Source organism: Pollutibacter soli (assembly GCA_029269725.1).
Lineage (GTDB): Bacteria > Bacteroidota > Bacteroidia > Chitinophagales > Chitinophagaceae > Pollutibacter > Pollutibacter soli.
This window is the reverse complement of record JARJHS010000005.1, coordinates 192,754-211,134: the sequence shown is the minus strand read 5'-3', so window position 1 is coordinate 211,134 and position 18,381 is coordinate 192,754. Positions and strand designations below refer to the sequence as shown.

The 18,381-nt window shown below is 41.5% G+C and carries 17 protein-coding genes and 1 tRNA gene; 15 read left to right on the top strand and 3 right to left on the bottom strand.

What is annotated here, in order from left to right:
* Positions 1-109: 109 nt before the first annotated feature.
* The 13 genes from P2W82_RS14405 (at position 110) to P2W82_RS14345 (ending at position 10,686) form a co-directional block, all read left to right on the top strand.
* Positions 110-2,086, top strand: a complete 1,977-nt coding sequence (locus P2W82_RS14405) for a hypothetical protein (protein ID WP_336516602.1) — start codon at positions 110-112, stop codon at positions 2,084-2,086.
* 3 nt (positions 2,087-2,089) lie between these two features.
* Positions 2,090-3,334 carry a phage portal family protein gene (locus P2W82_RS14400; RefSeq protein ID WP_336516601.1) on the top strand — a complete coding sequence of 415 codons (1,245 nt, stop codon included), beginning with the start codon at positions 2,090-2,092 and terminating at the stop codon, positions 3,332-3,334.
* 460 nt (positions 3,335-3,794) lie between these two features.
* Positions 3,795-4,100 carry a helix-turn-helix transcriptional regulator gene (locus P2W82_RS14395; protein ID WP_336516600.1) on the top strand — a complete coding sequence of 102 codons (306 nt, stop codon included), beginning with the start codon at positions 3,795-3,797 and terminating at the stop codon, positions 4,098-4,100.
* A gap of 51 nt (positions 4,101-4,151) precedes the next feature.
* On the top strand, positions 4,152-4,916 hold the full coding sequence (locus P2W82_RS14390; protein WP_336516599.1) for a BT4734/BF3469 family protein: 765 nt from the start codon (positions 4,152-4,154) through the stop codon (positions 4,914-4,916).
* The gene (locus P2W82_RS14385; protein ID WP_336516598.1) at positions 4,907-6,502 is read left to right on the top strand and encodes a DUF3987 domain-containing protein; all 1,596 of its coding nucleotides are present in this window, start codon (positions 4,907-4,909) and stop codon (positions 6,500-6,502) included. Before P2W82_RS14390 ends, P2W82_RS14385 begins: the two co-directional genes overlap by 10 nt.
* A 547-nt stretch (positions 6,503-7,049) precedes the next feature.
* Complete coding sequence (locus P2W82_RS14380) at positions 7,050-7,223, top strand: hypothetical protein (protein WP_336516597.1); 174 nt, start codon at positions 7,050-7,052, stop codon at positions 7,221-7,223.
* A 26-nt stretch (positions 7,224-7,249) separates the two neighbouring features.
* On the top strand, positions 7,250-7,732 hold the full coding sequence (locus P2W82_RS14375) for a hypothetical protein (protein WP_336516596.1): 483 nt from the start codon (positions 7,250-7,252) through the stop codon (positions 7,730-7,732).
* Entirely contained in the window at positions 7,729-7,929 is a 201-nt protein-coding gene (locus P2W82_RS14370) for a hypothetical protein (RefSeq protein WP_336516595.1), read from the top strand. The genes P2W82_RS14375 and P2W82_RS14370 overlap by 4 nt, the downstream gene beginning before the upstream one ends.
* Positions 7,930-7,938: 9 nt before the next feature.
* Positions 7,939-8,442 (top strand): hypothetical protein, encoded by a 504-nt coding sequence (locus P2W82_RS14365; protein WP_336516594.1) that lies wholly within the window; start codon positions 7,939-7,941, stop codon positions 8,440-8,442.
* Complete coding sequence (locus tag P2W82_RS14360) at positions 8,429-8,629, top strand: hypothetical protein (protein ID WP_336516593.1); 201 nt, start codon at positions 8,429-8,431, stop codon at positions 8,627-8,629. The genes P2W82_RS14365 and P2W82_RS14360 overlap by 14 nt, the downstream gene beginning before the upstream one ends.
* Positions 8,630-8,689: 60 nt before the next feature.
* On the top strand, positions 8,690-9,091 hold the full coding sequence (locus P2W82_RS14355) for a terminase small subunit (protein ID WP_336516592.1): 402 nt from the start codon (positions 8,690-8,692) through the stop codon (positions 9,089-9,091).
* A complete protein-coding gene (locus P2W82_RS14350) occupies positions 9,088-10,275 on the top strand; it encodes a terminase large subunit domain-containing protein (protein WP_336516591.1) in 1,188 nt (395 codons plus the stop codon). The genes P2W82_RS14355 and P2W82_RS14350 overlap by 4 nt, the downstream gene beginning before the upstream one ends.
* Before the next feature lie 39 nt (positions 10,276-10,314).
* Positions 10,315-10,686: a hypothetical protein gene (locus P2W82_RS14345; RefSeq protein WP_336516590.1), complete on the top strand. Its 372-nt coding sequence runs from the start codon at positions 10,315-10,317 to the stop codon at positions 10,684-10,686.
* On the opposite strand, the gene P2W82_RS14340 is transcribed toward P2W82_RS14345, so the two are convergent.
* Both P2W82_RS14340 and P2W82_RS14335 read right to left on the bottom strand, forming a co-directional pair.
* The gene (locus P2W82_RS14340) at positions 10,683-11,156 is read right to left on the bottom strand and encodes a hypothetical protein (protein WP_336516589.1); all 474 of its coding nucleotides are present in this window, start codon (positions 11,154-11,156) and stop codon (positions 10,683-10,685) included. The two genes, P2W82_RS14345 and P2W82_RS14340, sit on opposite strands and share 4 nt — an antisense overlap.
* Before the next feature lie 96 nt (positions 11,157-11,252).
* Positions 11,253-11,325, bottom strand: a tRNA-Lys gene (locus tag P2W82_RS14335).
* A gap of 599 nt (positions 11,326-11,924) precedes the next feature.
* On the opposite strand from P2W82_RS14335, the gene P2W82_RS14330 reads away from it, so the two are divergent.
* Positions 11,925-12,749 carry an SAM hydrolase/SAM-dependent halogenase family protein gene (locus P2W82_RS14330; RefSeq protein ID WP_336516588.1) on the top strand — a complete coding sequence of 275 codons (825 nt, stop codon included), beginning with the start codon at positions 11,925-11,927 and terminating at the stop codon, positions 12,747-12,749.
* Positions 12,750-13,192: 443 nt separating this feature from the next.
* A complete protein-coding gene (locus tag P2W82_RS14325; protein ID WP_336516587.1) occupies positions 13,193-16,465 on the top strand; it encodes an MFS transporter in 3,273 nt (1,090 codons plus the stop codon).
* A 225-nt stretch (positions 16,466-16,690) separates the two neighbouring features.
* Here P2W82_RS14325 and P2W82_RS14320 read toward each other — a convergent pair whose 3' ends face one another.
* Complete coding sequence (locus tag P2W82_RS14320; RefSeq protein WP_336516586.1) at positions 16,691-18,277, bottom strand: sodium:solute symporter family protein; 1,587 nt, start codon at positions 18,275-18,277, stop codon at positions 16,691-16,693.
* Positions 18,278-18,381 lie beyond the last annotated feature (104 nt).

Here is an 18,381-nt window from a genome sequence, read left to right as displayed (position 1 = left end):
GATATCTACAAATTTAACTTTTTTTCGAAAATTCTCCGCCCATTTTTCGGCCTCCCGCATTTATAATGGTAATCTCATAAATAAACTTTGAGTTACCGCATTTATAAGTATGGCAGAGGAAAAGATTGGTTTAGACCTAGAGGTAAATGTCGGCAACTTCAAAAAGGATCTACGGGAGGCAAACAATGAATTAACCGCCCTGGTTGATAAATTCGGGGCGACAGACGAAAGAGCTATAGCAGCAGCGAAGAAAGTTGCAGGCTTCAGAGATGCCCTCGGTGACGCGAAAGCGTTAGCAGATGCATTTAATCCTGATCGGAAGTTTCAAGCCCTACAAGGGGCTATAAATGGCGTTCTGGGAGGTTTTACAGCATTCCAGGGTGCGCTGGGGCTAATAGGTGTAGAAAGTGAGGAAGTCGAGAAGACACTTTTGAAAGTACAGTCAGCATTAGCACTCAGCCAGGGGGTAAATAACATCCTGGAGTTAAAGGACACCTTCAACGTTCTCTCAGCTTCAGTTAAAAACTCAACGATTGTAATTAAAGCGAATGAATTAGCTAACAAGGCAACAGCGGTGAGCATGAAAGCCCTGGGGATTAGCGCTGAAACTACCTCAGTATCCTTTAAGGTCCTGAAGACGGCAATTATATCGACAGGCATAGGGGTTCTGTTAATTGCTCTTGGTGAAGCCATATCAGCCCTACAAAGCTTCATTAACAAAAGCAATGAAGCCGCTGAAGCACAAAAAGAACTTAACAAAAGTATTGTTGAATCTTCCCAGGCTGGATTAAAAGCAGGCCTGGAGTTTTTAGCGCAACAGGAAAAAATTGCAATAGCAAAAGCAAAGCTTGCCGGTAAATCTGAAGAGGAAATATTCAAGCTCGAACAGGAATATTCAAAGTATCGTATCAAGAGCCGAGAAAATTATCTTGAATCGGTTAGGGGTTTGGGTAAGGATGAAGTAGAGGCACAGGACGAACTCCGGAGAGAAAAAGATGCAATGGAGCTTGCTGAATTAAATTTCCTCGTTGCCCAAACTACTAAACAAAGAGAGGAAAGAAAAAAGGCTCTTGATCAAAGGATATCCCTGGAGAAAAAAGCAATTGAAGACAGAAAAAAACTTGTTGAGGAAGCAAAAGCACTTTCTGAACAATTAACCATAGAAAACGGTGACTTTGGAAAAAGCGACAGAGATAAAGAACTTGACGCAGCAAGCCGGGAAGTTGATCGTCAGGTTAAAATACTTCAGGCCGGTTCGCAAAGTGTATTGCCAGCCCTCGAAGCCTACAGGAACGCATTGATGCAGATCAATAAGAAGTATGATGATCTGGAATTAAAAGCCCTACAAGACAAATTCCAGAAAGAAAAAGATGCACGTATTCAGGCTGAACAGGACGAGAAGGACAGGAAAGAACTTCAGCAGCAATCCTTACGGGAAGCAGTAGCCGCATATGCAGAAAACGAAAAGATATCAGCTAATGAGAGAAAACAATGGTTGTATGACCTTGACCAGGCTATTCTTGCAGATGCGACACTAACTGAACAGCAGAAGACAGAGAACCTGGACGCTAACGCAAAAGCACGGCAGGCAATCGAAGAACAACAAGCACGAAACAGACAGAAGGCTTTAAACGCGGCGGCAGACCTGGCAGCACAAGCAGCACAAGTAGCGGGTGAACAGACGGCAGCGGGGAAAGCTTTAGCGATAGCTGCTACAACCATTAATACTTACCAGAGTGCTACAGCTGCATTTGCCTCACTTGCCGGAATTACAGTAGTAGGTCCTATTCTCGGTGCAATAGCAGCAGCGGCAGCAGTCGCAGCGGGTATAGCTAATGTAAAGAAGATCCTGTCTGTAAAGGTCCCAGGTGCCGCAGGAGGTGGAAGTATGCCATCTATATCATCAAGCGCAACAGCTCCGTTGACGCCACAAGGACAATTAATAAACCCAAGGGTTGAACTCGGACAGGACACTATCAACGCAACCAATAACAGGACAGTAAAGGCCTACGTAGTCGAGAAAGAAATTTCTGATGCACAACGTAGAGACTCACAAATTTCAAGACAAGCAACATTAGGAGGATAAAATATGAACAACCTTTTCTTTTTAAATTTTGAAGCACAACCGGAGCCAGCAGTTACAACCGTTAGTCCTGACACAGGTATTGTAGAATTCGTTAACGACTACCCGAAGTATCTTTCTGAGCTAGCATTGAAGTCTCCGACACATGGCGGCATAGTAAGGACGAAAAACACCTATGTATCTGGTAGAGGTTTCGCGCCTAAAGACAATCCTTTTGTTAAACGTTGTAATACTTCTGGAGAAAGTCTCGATTCAGTAAAAGATAAAGCAATTCATAGTTTGCTTGTTCACGGAGGCTTTTTCCTGGAAGTGATTTATGGGCATGGAGGAAAAATTGTCGAAGTCCAGCATATGGAGAATGCTAGGATGCGGAGTAATGAAGACAATACGATGTTTTATTACAGGAAAGATTGGCAAAGGAGGATAGGCGACATAGTTCGAATACCTGCTTTTAATCCTTACAAGAAAGCCACAAAACAAATTCTTTACTATAAAGACTACAACGCAGATCAAGGAACATACACCGAACCGGAATATCAGCAGGGATTGAATTACATCAATGCTGATATCGAGGTTTCAAAACATACCCTCAACAATGCTAAGTCCGGCTTCACGCCGTCGAAACTTATTAATCTGAATAATGGTGAGCCAGAGAACGAAGACGAGAAGAAAGCTATTGAACGAAGCTTCAAGGATAAGTTCACAGGATCTGAGGGGATAAAATTCGTTCTATCATTCAACGCGAATAAAGACACCGCACCAACTATTATCGATCTCGGTCCTAGTGATATGACTGAGGAAGATTTCACAGCGGTGTACAAAATGATCTCGCAAAATATCCTAACATGCCACCAGGTAACAAGTCCGGTTTTGATGGGAATAATGACACCCGGACAACTAGGAGTAAGTAAAGAAATGAGAGATGCATTTGAGATATTCAATAACACTTACGTGAAGGGAAGACAAAACGATATTCTCACAGTGTTCAATAGAATAATGGAGTTTAGTACTGCCCCGGCAGCACTTAAAATCGTACCACTTTCTCCGATTGGTTTTAGCTACTCCGAAAAGACACAGGTGGAAAATTTGACTAACAGAGAGATCCGTGAACGGCTCGGACTGCCACCGCTGAAGATGAGCAAAACACTTGAGGCGCTAGATCAGTTACGGATTTCATCTCCTTTGCTTTACCAGAGAGCAATAGAACTTATTGGTCCGTCTGTATTGTCCGAGACGGTGCAGGGTGCTTAAAATGTTGATCAGACTGCTAACAGTTAGGGACACTCATTTTGATGAAAACTAAATTTTTGCGAGAAACGAAATCATTATTGAATAAATATAAAAATGGCTACAGAGATAGAACTTCTTAAACTATTTTAAAAAGTTTACATCATGACACATCATTACATATCATTGCTTTCAGATGCACACAAATACTACACCGATTTACCTACTTCGAGCAATAGTTCGAGGGCGCAGTAACGTGTATGATTTTCAATATTTTCTAAATGCATTTACAATTTGCAAGTTTTGTGGAAAACCAAACGCGAGTTGATTTAAAAAGCTTTCTAACTTTGAAAACAGTACTACAGGCCTTTAGTTTCAGCTAAACCAGTCAATTCCATTCAACCCCAGCACGATTCTAGCCATAACCGGTTTGGATTTTAATCCGAGCCTAGTAACAATTTTATCTAATCAAGACTAAAAAATTATGTCTAAGCGAAGCTATCAGGTGACGGATGCATTGGCATTAATTCCAGTTAATGACGTGCTGGCGATCATTCAGCAAACCGTACAAAACTCACTCAAAGACGAACTGGAAAAGATCAGGTTTAACGATAACGAAAATCGGTTAGTCACTACCGTTGAAGCGAGCGAACTGATTGGAGTAAGTCGGCCGACTTTTGAAAAGCTGGTTGTCGAAAAATGTATTCCACGTATTCCGCATGGGCGACGTGCTTACAGATTCAGATACAGCGATATCAAAAAACATATAAGAGCTACATCTATCCTTTGAAAACAACATGCCCCAGGATAGAAATCCCAGGGCATAAAAAAATTTAGTGACGTGAACAAAGTTAACGTTTTATCCGCACATAACGAGGTTGAACAAGTCTCATTTTCTCAATATTCAGGATATACAAAACCGGATTCTTACTTGTGGATTCAACCTGATGCAAAACATACAAGATATATTTTTTCTGGCAGTCGCAAGGTACTGAAACAAAGATTAAACTCAGGTTTTCAGTATATCCCTCAGTTCTCTTTATATCCTCATAAGCTTAATGTTAATGACTCTAAAACTGTTAATATCACCGATGTGATCAGGATGATGCTGAGTGCAGAATTAAAAGAGATTGCACGGCAAATCCAGGAGGCAAAAGAATTAGGAGATCTGTCTTTGAAGGATAAGTTAAAAAGTCAATTACCTTATATAACTCATTCAGGAGTTTTCAATCCACGCTGCAACAAAGGTCTGAAGCTACCTGGGTTCACCTATCAACTTGACATCGATAAAATAGATAATGCAGACGCAGTAGTGAAGGCGGTAACCAATGATAAACAGTTAGATATTCTTTTTGCCTGTAAGTCTGTTTCTGGTAATGGTGTTAAAGCTTTACTCTTATTAAAGCCTCTGTTGTATCTACGGGATGAATGGACTTCGGACGAATATAGTCGTGCATATCATAACGCAACAGCTATTCTGACTAAATACTTTTTGGAGAAGCATAAGGTTAAAATAGATGGACAAATGAAAGCTATTTCACAGCCATTTTTCCTTTTCTATGCACCAGATTTATACATCAATAAAAACTTATTGAAATGGATCTGAATAGTGCTTTAAGAGGTGTAGAAACTAATGCAAAGGAAAGAAAAGGTATTTCCGAAGTGAGATCAATACCAGATAACGAGATCGAACGGATGATAGCAAAAAGATGTGGGATCGGTGACCTTCACTATGATGACGTTTGGTCAGTAGTTGGTAAACTAGTTACTGTTGACGGGATTTCAAGCGAATCTCTCCTAAAGCATTCAGAATTTTTTAATCAGTATATAGCGAGTGATTCTGATAGCATGAAGAATATCACTGTTGCTAATATCATTGAACGGAGAGAGGAGAAATATCCCGATCAGACCGGCATACATATAAAATCCGATACCCCGGGTGATTGCTTTAGTGATGAAGTTTATAACAACCTCCCGGAACATCTAAAAGAAATATGCTTCCAGGTAGATGAACGGCGGAAAAGAGATGTGCTATTAATTGGAATGCTAACCGCTTTGTCCGCTGCATTTAGCCGGTATCGGTTCTATCACGGCGCTGATAACGATGTAAAGGAGTACTCCCCTCATCTGCTTTCACTTGTGGTTGCTGCTGCCGGGAGCGGGAAAGGTTTGACAAGGTATGGAAACACATTAGTGGGGGCTATAACTCAGCAGGCTAATTTAATGCAGGCTAATGCGCTAAGAAATTATAAGCTTGCCCTATCGGACTTTAAAAAGCAATTGAAAGAAGTCGAGAAGGGAAACAAAAAAATTGAGACGATAGAAGAACCACGAAAGCCTATTAAATATTGTTTTGCTATGTCAGCCAGCGACACAACACAGGCTGCATTAGTCGAAAAATTAAGGGACAATCCTATTGGTGGTTTCGCATACGATAGCGAAGTCGATACACTTATTCAAGGAAACCAGAACAAAGACTTTGGAGGTTTTTCCGACATTATCAGAAAGGTATTTCATCACGAACCTCTTGCCCGGCAGAGGAAAGGGGAAGGAGAAAGTTATATAGTCGAAAACCCAAGACTTGCTATCATGTTAAGCGGCACTCACGATCAATTAAAGAAACTTATTCCGAGCGAATACAATGGACTTTTCTCCCGGTTATGGTATTATACAATTCCTCCGACATTCATGGAATATAGGTCAGGAAAACAGCAACGGGATTTAATAGGTGAGATGTGTCAAGGTTTGCAAAGGGATATCTTAAAGCGGTCCGATTTGTGGAGCGATGAACTGCATTATCTCGAATTTACTGCTCAACAGGAATTAGACCTGTTTAGTGCCATGCAAGATAAAAGAGATTTAGAGGAAAAGTATGGTGGCGACATTGGCGCATCATGCCTAAGAATGGCTTTAATCGTTAAGAGAATTGCAGCCACATTATCAGGCTTCGAAGGTGTCGGATCGTCGGTTGTGCCTGATCATTGCTGGAGAGTTGCAATCAGTCTCCTACCAGCCATTAAATCGCATTGCATTCATGCATTAAGTATTGTAAGACAGAACCAGGGAAAGAAGAATATTGACCGCGATGAATACAATCGATTAAAGAAAGAAGGCAAAAACGATACTGAGGCTGCTAAATTACTAGGTATTAGCCGACCAACACTTGCCAGGGCGAAAGAGGCTTGGGCGTAAATGTATCAACCCGGGGGTTTACACGCGAAATGCACGCTGGATAAGAGTCTTAGCCGATTTGTATCAACACCCCTAAATAATTATTTTAATAATAATAAGAAAGGGAGAAAAACAACCTTAGTGATACTGATACATGATACAAATTACCTGTAATGCAATTGGGATAAGGGTTTGCTGTGTATCACCCCTCTTTGATACAAAACAAGACAATTACTTAAGTTAGTGGATGAATTATACCCACCACCCCACGCCTTTCACCGCTACCGACATTAGGAGCAGCGTAATCCCGCGTCCTGCTTGGTGGATAGTCCGCTTGGTACTATCCAACCCACTAACTAAGTGGTTGATAATAAATAGATAACGATTTCAATAACTGCCTTTCCCGATAAAAACTGAGTCGCGTAATTAGTCGGCAGGCATTTATTCGGCAGAATTCTCTCTGTTTAAATTTAATAAGCTAACACTACCCGCATTTATTGATACGAGAATTGTACGGGTTAAACTGCCCAAGTAAACACAATGCGCATTTAATAGAGAACATCAGTATATGAGCACGAAAAAACAAGACGAAGACAAACTATCGAAAACAGTAGTTATCCGGCTGAATGATCAGCAAAAGGACTTGGTTGAATCCAGGTTTAACGACTCGGTAGAGAAAAAGACAGGCGCTAACAGGGCATACTTCATCAGGAGAAAGTTGCTTGAATCGCTTGAGAAGTAACCCCACCACCCTTAAAAGAAGTACATATGACAAGCCATTACACTGTCGAATACTTGGAGAAGATCCTTACATGGTTATTTCCTTGCTCTGTTTATCATTCTCATATCACTCCTGTCGCAGAACTGAGAAAAGCGTTGGATAAGCATCTATACATTTTAAACGGTCTGGAAGAGAATGTAAATGAACATAATCTGAGGCTTGCTATGCTGGCTCTCGGTTTCACTGTAGAGAACGGGAAGTTTAATGTACTGCCGGAAGACTTTAAGAACCTGGAAGAACTATCAGTATTACATTCTTATCATGGGTTACTGGAAGAATACATGAGTACTGCCGAGCTGAAGAAGTTGGTAGGGCTATCCCTGGGCAGATATACGTATCAGATAGAATCTCCTGCGGTTAATATGATCATCGATCATGATGGCGATCTGTGCGCGCAGTTCCAACATGAAGACTATACCTATTCCCTATTAAAGTATGAGAACCGGTTAACCTTAATCAGGAAGCTATGAAACACCGACACTTCACATACCACACTATTCCAGGCGATCCTGACCACGTAATTCACGATGGCAATAAAATCAATAGAGAGGAACTAACCAGGCTTAAAACCGATCTACAGAAGTATTACGACTTATCAATTATCTGTGTGTCTTACAAGGCCAACGCATACCGTACACCGTTAGTTAAAGAAAGAAATAATTTTTAAATAAAACATATGTCACTATTCAATTTTAATTTTTCAAAACCACAAGCGAAGCCATCAATTAAGCCTATTACAGGACCTGTTGTAAAGCAAAAACTTGATACGGTGCAACCGGCAGAAGCAAAGCCGGAAGCTAAGCCAACAGAACAACCTATTGACATCAATGAACTTTTGCCACTGTTGTATCAGGTGCTTGTGAAGATTGACAAAAAACTTGACACCGTTTCACAAAACCAGGATCAAATGAATCAGCAGATGGCGGCAAAGTTCCAAGTCGAAAAGCCAAAAATTGTTGAGCCTTGGCCGGTAGAAGTTGAACGGGAAAAACGTGAACGTGCATTAGAGAAATCGGCGGCAGGCATGACTATTTATCTTACAAACAAAAAAAAGAAAGAGGAAGAGTTTGCAGCCAGGATGGATACAAGATTGAAAGAACTGCGTGAAGAGTTTCCTAACAACCCGGAACATATATCTGCGGTAATGATGAGAGAATTCGCATTCAATGAAGGAAAGTAATACACCAAGTTATCAGGAGATCCTGAAAGAGTTTAAAAAGCTACTGCGATTGTGTGAGGAATGGAGCATTATTCCTGATGAAGGCGAAGACTCAGAGGAAAGACAAATCTTCCGCAGGAGGTTTGAAAACCTGAATGTGAAGATCAGCAGAAGCGGATTAAAAATATTGAACGAATCTTCTTTCTAATGTGGGTTTTCATGACGGCCGATTAGTTTCTACTTTTCTGGCCTTTTCAAAATTTAAAGTATGAGTGCAAAGAAATATAATTCCGGCTCGGATATCTGGGCAAAATGGGTGCTGTATAAACGGCAATGCGACAGCGGTAAAAGGAAGCAGCATGCATCAGCCGGAAAGGTTGTTGAAATCAGAGATCCTATCGTTTACACGCTAGGTCATTTCCTTTCTTATATCGGGGTATCACAGCCAACCTGGAGAAGCTACCGGAGCAAACCTGCTTACAGAGAAGAATGCAATCAGATCATGGAAGAAATCGAAGCACGTATGGCACGGGCTATTGTTAACGGTGAAGGTAATACGGCAGGACTCAGGTTTGCACTTGCACACAACTTCGGTTGGAAAGAAACCGCTTCCGTAGAAACAAAAGGAAAGATTGAAGTTGTATTTAAGAGGGGTAAAACAATTTTGTGATAATAGAATTACCAGAGCCGCATATTAATCAAAGGGAGATACTGAAAAGCAAGTCGAGATTTAATGTTTTGATGTGTGGGCGAAGGTTCGGTAAAAGTGAACTTGCTCAAATCATTTTAATTAAGAATGCACTTGAAGGAAAGAAATGTGCCTATGTCACGCCCAATTATAAACTAGCAAAGAAGTTCTTTGATTCGTTAATGAATGCCTTACCTGATGAGGTCGGAGAGTTTAACAAAACCGATCTTGAAGGAAAGCTTATTACAGGCGGGGAAATTCAATTCTTTACTGGAGAACGATTGGACAACTTCAGAAGCTTAAAATTTCACCTTGCCATCATTGACGAAGGCTCATTTATCCCGGATCTTGAAGATGGTTGGAATAACGCCATACGTGCAACCCTAGCCGATTATAAAGGCAAGGCTTATTTCCTCAGTACACCAAGGGGAAAAAACTTCTTTTATTCTTTGTATTTAAAAGGAATAAACGGAGAACCTGACTGGGCCAGCTGGAAGTATACCTCTTACGATAATCCCTATCTAGATCAGAATGAAATTGAGTTAATCAAAGAATCATTACCGGCAGCAGTATTCGAACAGGAGTATATGGCTAACCCAGCAGAAAACGCAGCAAACCCGTTTGGGACTGAATATATAAACAGGTGTATTGAACCGATCAGTAATCATCCTGTGGTTTGTTACGGTATCGACTTAGCGAAGTCTTCGGATTTCACAGTTATCATTGGCCTGGATAAATACGGGTCAGTATGTTATTTTGATAGGTTCCAAAGAGATTGGAGGCATACGATAAAAGAGATTCAACAACTTCCGAACATCGCTAAAGTAAAATCGCTTATCGATAGTACAGGCGTGGGTGATCCAGTCGTGGAAGATCTGCAAACGACATTGCCACTTGTTGAAGGTTTTAAGTTTTCCAGCTCAAGCAAACAACAATTAATGGAAGGCTTGGTGAAAGCAATCCAGAAAAGAGAAATCACTTTCCCTGCCGGACCGATAACAAATGAGCTGCACACGTTCGAATATAGCTTTCACAATAGTATAACAAGGTATTCAGCTCCACCTATGTTCAACGACGATTGTGTTATGGCACTGGCATTGGCTGTTAAATGTTTTGGAACAGGTAAGGCTGTGGGAAGCGGTAGGTATTCGATTTCGTGGTTTTAATAACCATCCCATTTGTTATTTTGTGGAAAACACTTAACCATGTGGGATACATTCAAAGATTTTATGAATGCATTTTTTGGATTAGCAGTCTTATTTGTTCCGCTATTCTTTGCGATAAAAAATCCAAAAAAGAATTGGGTTTATATTATTTTTTTAGTTGTGTGTGCCATTCTTCTTTTTTGGCTCGGTATCGATAAAATAAAAAGAGATGCACTTGAAAACGAGAACAAATCAACTCAACTCAATCAAATTCAAAATACAGTTATTGAAATGAGCAAGTCACAAGCTGAATTCAAGGAAAATTTGAAAAAGGTAGGGATTGGATGGGATACCGTATCTAACAAGCCAATTGTTATAAATAAAACTCTAATCACTAATATCGAAAATGCGGAGACAGTTAATATACATTAGAGCTTTCCATCGACACCTGTAATTGTGCAAAATATTTTTTCTTTACTCTTAATCGTAAATGTCAATAAATCTGTACCCGGTCTGCCTCTGTTTATTTGTGACGCTATAATCCGGTACACCGTTCTCTCTGGATTCAATTCGTAATTAACACTAATCTTTGCGCCACTCATTGCCTCAACATCTTCCATTGGCTTGTCAGTTGAAATTGTGATATCGGTTCCAAAATGCGGAACTTTTTCTTTATTGTCAAGTGCTATGGTTGTTATATAGATTCCATTTTCAAGCACATTCGGAGTATACTTTATAATTTTTAAGTTAGTAACCAATGTGGGGTTTATTATCAGCTTACCAATTACTGTTTTTCCATTGCCATAAATGTTGACAACCTTTGCATTTTTGATATTAGTGATCTTATCTTGACAAAAGCAGCTGGTTGTTGCAAAAAGAAGTAGAAATAATAACGATTTCATAAAAGAGGTATTTTGCAAAGTGGCTAATTTTTCGACTAATGTATTGTCCCTAAAACGACGAAACCCGCTACTAGAGCAGGTTTCATTAATTTCCAGTGATCCCGCTGGGACTCGAACCCAGGACCCATACATTAAAAGTGTATTGCTCTACCAGCTGAGCTACGGAATCGATCATTTCCCCTACACCTCCGAACACTACCAACCGTTTCAAAAGCACAGGTTTAATTTTCGGAGTGCAAAAATAAGGGGTAATGGCCTTTACAACAAATTTTTAGCGGTTAATTTTCCATTTGATGGAATCCGCGACTGATAAGGGTTTCCGAAGGTTATTCACAGATGGGGAAAATTTGTACAAAGGGAACACCTGTTTTCAGGGAAGAAAACCGGAACAGCAAACTCAACAGGGGAACAAAAGAATAAAGTATACAGAATACAGGATAGGGTCAAAAATGAAAACCGGAATATCAGCGGAATCTTTTCTTGTTCTCCCAAAATGAATGTGGGCAATGGATCATCTTTTGAAAAGCATCCATGCATTATTTGTGTTCAGATTAAATTTAGTAATAGAATGATCACCCTCAACCGCCGGCTGTTTCCTGCTTACTACTATACTCACTACTTACTATCTTCAACTATCGCTCCCCGTAAGTCTCCTCACAAACAGGCACTGAATTTGCCTCATCTTTCCACAACATCAACTAATTTTATCCTCGTATCGGCGATGAAAATTGAAGTTGAAGAGTGGATACCGCCGGTCAATTCATCAGCATGCCCCTACTTACACTCACTTCAGATATAGGATGGAAAGACTACCTGGTCGGCGCGATCAAAGGACAGATCATGCAGGTAAATGAATCTTTTCAATTATTGGATATCACACATCAGCTTACGCCGTTTAATTATCCTCAGGCTGCATATATCTGCAGAAATGCCTACAAAAATTTCCCCGATGAGACTTTTCATCTCATCATGGTGAACTTATTCGACACTCGACCGGAACACCTGCTGCTCGTTAAACACCAGCAACACTATTTCGGCATCGCTGATAACGGATTGATCACAATGATTCTGGAAGGTCAGCCCGATGAAGTAATTGCCTTGCCATTGGATAAAACAAAACAAAAAACAACACTGCACTGTGCAGCTGTTTTTGCGCAGGCATTTACGGACCTCCTCAGCGGAATTCCATTTCAGAAATTGGGCAAACCGTTAGATATCCAGGTCAAGAATCCGCTCCGGCCAACACAGGGCACCAACTGGATCGAAGGTCAGATCATTTTTATCGATCATTTTGAAAACGTGGTTGTTAATATCACCCGTGAAGAGTTTGAAGCTCAGCGCCGTGGCCGGAGTTTCAAGATCGTTTTTAAAAGAGATGAAGTCATCGACCGGATCGGCGACAACTATGCCGATACCGCTGAAGGCGAAAAAATCGCCATTTTCAACTCGGCAGGGTATCTTGAAATCGCTGTGAATAAAGGAAATGCTGCCGGTTTATTCGGACTCCACGGTTATTCCGACCGCCAGGGCGGGGCTGCACAGCAACTGCAGTCGAGGTTGTTTTACCAGACCGTGAGGATATTTTTCGATTAGGCCGGAGGCAGGAGATCGGAGGCAGGAGAAAACAACCGGTACTTCTTTTGAGTTAAGACTCACTTCCAATCCTCTGACACGTCCATTTTTGTTAACCTGAGCTCCATATGTTTCTTACTATCAACCTCAGGCGAAGTTTTTCAATTTTAACTAATGCCTAACATTCATCAAAAACTTATTCAAAAGTCTAAAACGTTGTTATCATTTTTTAAAAATTACTAACCTGAATTCAAAGTGAGGAGTCTGGAATAAAGATTTCGCTGGGGAAGAAAATGAATTGGCCAGAAAAATAGGGATATTGGATCCAAATTTATGATTTTTAAATGTCGATCGATTTATCACCCAAATGGCTGAGATCTGCTGCCCGCTGGCTTTTGCCTGCTGCCTGTTTGCCCATTGCCTAATTTCCTGTAGGTTTGCCACCTTAAATTTCCCGAATCCATATGACTTTCAACAAAACCAATAACATTGTAGGCTGGATTGTTGCGCTAATTGCTTGTACCGTTTATATCATGACTGCTGAAGCCGGAGGAAGTCTCTGGGATTGCGGTGAATTTGTCAGCTCCTGTTTTAAACTCCAGGTCCCCCACCCGCCGGGTGCGCCACTGTTTGTATTGCTGGGACGTGTTTTCATAGTTTTCTTTGGCGATAACCCCATGACCGCCGCCAAAGCGGTGAACGTTATGAGCGCCCTCGCCAGTGGTTTTACCATCTTATTCCTGTTCTGGACCATTACTCACTTTGCTCGCAAACTCGCTCAGAAAGAGTCTAATACTACAGAGCTCACTAAGAACCAGGTATTTATGATCATGGCTGCAGGTGTTGTCGGCGCACTGGCTTACACTTTCAGCGACTCATTCTGGTACAGTGCTGTTGAAGGTGAGGTTTACGCTTTGTCATCTTTTTTCACCGCCCTGGTATTCTGGATGATGCTGAAATGGGAACATGCAGCAGATCAGCCAGGCGCCGATAAATGGATCGTATTGATCTTCTTTATGATGGGTCTTTCCATCGGCGTTCACTTATTGAACCTGTTGACCATACCCGCGATCGTTATGATCTATTACTTCAGAAGGTATAAAGTCTCTAACTGGGGTACCTTCTGGGCTTTTGTTATTGGCTGTGTGATCACCGGTGTGGTTCAGAAAGCAGTCATTCAATACACGATTACAGGTGCAGGGCATTTCGATATCTTCTTTAAAAATTCGTTGGGTTTGCCGTTTTTCAGTGGCTTCCTATTCTACTTCATATTGCTTGGCGTTTTAATCTGGTATGGTATCCGGATCGCGGATTCAAAAAAGATCACCACTCCTGTTTTTGGAATCTGGTTGTTTCTGATGTCCTTCGTCGTTTTGTATCCATTGATTTCTGCCGGATCAATGGCTTTTTCCATATTTAAGCTGATACTGGTTATCGGTGCTGTTATCGCTACTGCATACTACGGATTCGCGGCATTGAAACGCAATCCTTATTTCCTGAAACTCGCCATGTGGTGTTTTGGTTTCATGCTGATCGGATATTCTACTTACCTGACCACCATGGTTCGTTCGAATTCTGATACTGCAGTGGATATGTTCAACGTGGATAATCCGATGAGCTTAGTGGGTTACCTGAGCAGGGAACAATACGGCGATTTTCCTTTGATCTACGGACAGGTGTTTACTGCATCTCCTGTTGATTATAAAACAGGAGATAAAAAATATGTCAAGGGAAAAGACAAATATGTTTATTCCGGTGATGAGATGTCGCCGGTGTACAACCCGGAAGATAAAATGATATTGCCGCGCGTATGGGACGGAAGCAATGAACAGGGACATGCTGATTTTTACAAAAGATGGCTAAACCTCGACCAGGATGAAAAGCCGACGATGGCAGATAATATCAAATGGGCCTTCAGTTACCAGTTGGGTTGGATGTACCTGAGGTATTTCGGATGGAATTTCATAGGCAAACAAAACGATTTGCAGGGATTCGGGAACGTGCGTGACGGCAACGTGATTACCGGCGTTAGTTTTGTCGATAACATATTCCTCGGCGATCAGAATAAAATTCCCGACAGTATAAAACACAATAAAGCACACAATACTTTATTTGCGCTTCCGCTGATATTGGGAATCATCGGGTTCTTATATCAATATAAAAAAGACAAACAGGATTTTCTTGTTTCGCTTTTACTGTTTGTGATGACGGGACTTGCAGTAGTTTTCTACCTTAATCAACCCGGTAATCAGCCACGTGAACGTGACTACGCATATGTTGGATCCTTCTATGCCTTTGCAGTCTGGATAGGATTAGGTGTGATGCAGGTACGGACATGGCTCAAAAAATACATGGGAGAAAGTACTGCAAACTATGCTGCAACAGCAGTTTGTTTACTTGCCGTACCGACGCTGATGGCCTTCCAGGAATGGGATGACCATGATCGTTCCAAAAAAGTGCTGGCACGTGACCTTGCAAAAGATTATCTCGAAAGCTGTGCACCGAATGCAATCCTGTTTTCCTTTGGTGATAATGATACCTACCCCCTGTGGTATGCGCAGGAAGTAGAAGGTATCCGCCGCGATATCCGTGTGATCAATTACAGTCTATTGGGTATCGACTGGTATATCAACCAACTCCGTTACAAAGTAAACAAGAGTGATTCAATCGATGTATTGTGGGGCCCCGATAAAATTGAAGGTGGCAAACGCGATTATGTACGCTTCTACGAGCAGCCGAATATAGCCAGCGCTAATCGGTATGTGGATCTGTACAGCCTGATGAAGGATTTCATAGGTAGTGACGATCCGAAAAATATGTTACCTGCGCAGGATGGCAGCATGCTGAATTACTATCCGGTGAAAAAAGTAAGTGTGCCTGTTGATATTGAACTGGTGAAGAAAAACAAAACGGTCAATCCGGAAGACAGCGTATTAAGCGAAATCCGCTTTGACATTCCGAAGAATATTCTTCTTAAAAATGACATGGCTGTGCTGAATATCATCGCTGCAAATAAATGGCAGCGCCCGATTTATTTCACATCGCCATTCAATGAGCTTGGCTTTGGAGCTTATCTGCGCAATGATGGTATGAGCTATCGGCTGGTTCCTGTCTTCTCACAGGGCCAGGTGAATGACAGCTGGGCATATGAGAAACTGATGAAGGAATTTGCTTTTGGAAATGCTGATAAGAAAGGTGTTTATTATGACGAAGAAAACCGCCGTCACCTGTTGAGTATACGCCAGGCATATAGTGAAGTTGCCAACAGCATGGCTGTTGCGGGAAGAAAAGAAGAAGCAAAAAATCTGCTGAATAAAGTTGATAAGGGAATGTCTGAAGAAAATATGCCCTATGCGATGGTGAGCAGGCAAAATCAGCACAATATGGTCAGTGCGCAGATGGTGGAAGCAGCATACAAGGCGGGTCACAATCAATTCGGTGATAAAGTTGCCAATGAGTTGAAGAAAGATCTCGCTGATCAGCTTTCATACTATGCATACCTCGGTGATATGTCGATCCCTGAACTTACACGTGCTGTACAGGATATCCTTACTAACAAAGCAGATAACCTGAGCAATCGCCAGAAGAGTCTGTTCATTGATATCCGCCAGGCATTGGGTTTGCAGGAATACGTCAGGAATCTCGAGTCGATGTATAAGACAGGTGGTACTCCTCAAACGGAAATGCCGGAGACGATCAAGAATAAACCTGACAGTCCCGCAACGACTCCAAAATAATTTCAAAATAACCGCAATGAAGAAGCCTCCGGATTTCGGGGGCTTTTTTTGTTATGAAAGACAATGCTTTTTTCGATCGGTGAGCTATTGGGGACTCTTGGTTCATTTTTTCCCGCAGATTGCGCTGATGGAAGACGCAGATTTGCGCTGAATTTCTTCTGCGTTTTCTGCGTGTATTCGATTTCCGCAAATCTGCGGGAAATTATCGTAGTTGCACTATGCAATTCAGATATCCGATACAGCTTGAGCAGTATTTTTAATTTTCGATTTTTGAAAAGACGACAATAATATTCCAACAAGAAAGATCGTAAGCGTTCCGATTATGACTGCCATGTTTGTATGCAGCGCACTTACTGGTATCACTGAGTTCTGTGGTAACATCGGCGAAAGAGTTATCCATAGTATCACAAGTATTCCGATACAGGTCGCAGTAATCGCTGCAAAATTTCCAGCGCTTCGACTGATCATTCCCAGTAAAAACAATCCAAGAACGCCACCAGCAAAAACACCGGAAAGCTGCCACCAGGTATCCAGTAAACTTTTCACTCCAATCATTGAAATACCAACCGACATTCCAGCTAATCCAAAACACACGGTACTGATGTAAAGAATTTTAAGTTGTGTTTTATCTGTGAGTTTGTGGTTGAAATATCTTTTATAAATGTCGATCGTGAAAACTGTTGCTGATGCATTCATACCGGAACTGATCGTGCTCATTGCCGCAGATAATATTGCCGCGATGATTATTCCCATCAGGCCGGAAGGAATTTTCGTTACGATAAAGTGAGGAATGATCTTATCACCCAAATCAGCAGGCTTTAATGCGAACGCCAATTTAGTGACTTGCAGGGCGGTAGCATGATTGCCCAATTTTTCCGATGCCACCTGCATTCGGACCATATGTATTGCATCAGGGTTTATCTGGTAATATGCGTACAGACAGGTACCGATAAGAAAAAAGATAAATGATATCGGTACATACATCCAGACACTCATCCAAACAGATGTCGATGCTTCCCTGGTACTGCCTGCAGTGTGGTAACGTTGTACATAATTCTGATCCATTCCGAAATTGTTCAGGTTCATAAAAAAACCATAAAGCAAAACTACCCAGAATGTAGATTGTGTAAAGTCAGGATCAAAACCGCCAAGGTTGAATTTGCTATCACGCAGACCAATTTTGATTACTGAAGAAAAACCACCTGATATATCAGAAATAACCAACATGATAATAACAATTGCTCCGGCTGTTTTTACGATTGCCTGCACTACCTCGGTCCAGATGACCGCTTCAATTCCTCCAAGCACTGTATAAAAGACGATACAGATGCCAGTCACCAGCATAATGGATGCCATACTGAAACCTGTCAGCGCCTGCAATGCCAACGCAATTCCAAAAAATATGGAGCCCATGCGTGCGAGTTGCGTGAGCAGGAAACACACCACCGCATATGTTCTTGCCCATGCTCCGAAGCGATGTTCGAGGTGTGAATAAGCCGAAACACCTCCGACCTTTCTGTAAAATGGAACGAAATATTTTGTAGCTACCCAGCCTGCCAGGGGAAGCGAGAGACTGAATACAAACGCATTCCAGTTCCCCCCAAATGCCTTTCCGGGAACACCGATAAATGTATTGCTGCTGAGGAAGGTAGCATAGATGGACAGACCGATGGCCCATGCAGGAATCTTTCCCGAAGCTTTTGTAAATTGATCAGACGTTCTTCTCTTACGTGAAAAATAAATACCAACAACCATCATCGCAGCCAGGTACAGCATTACAATCACGATGTCGATCGCAGATAACTTACTCATATAGCGGTCAGATATGCCCTTAATCAACAAATACACCGACACATATAATCAGCTAAATTTTTTTAGCATGGGCGGTTAATAAAATTCTAACATAAATCATTTTT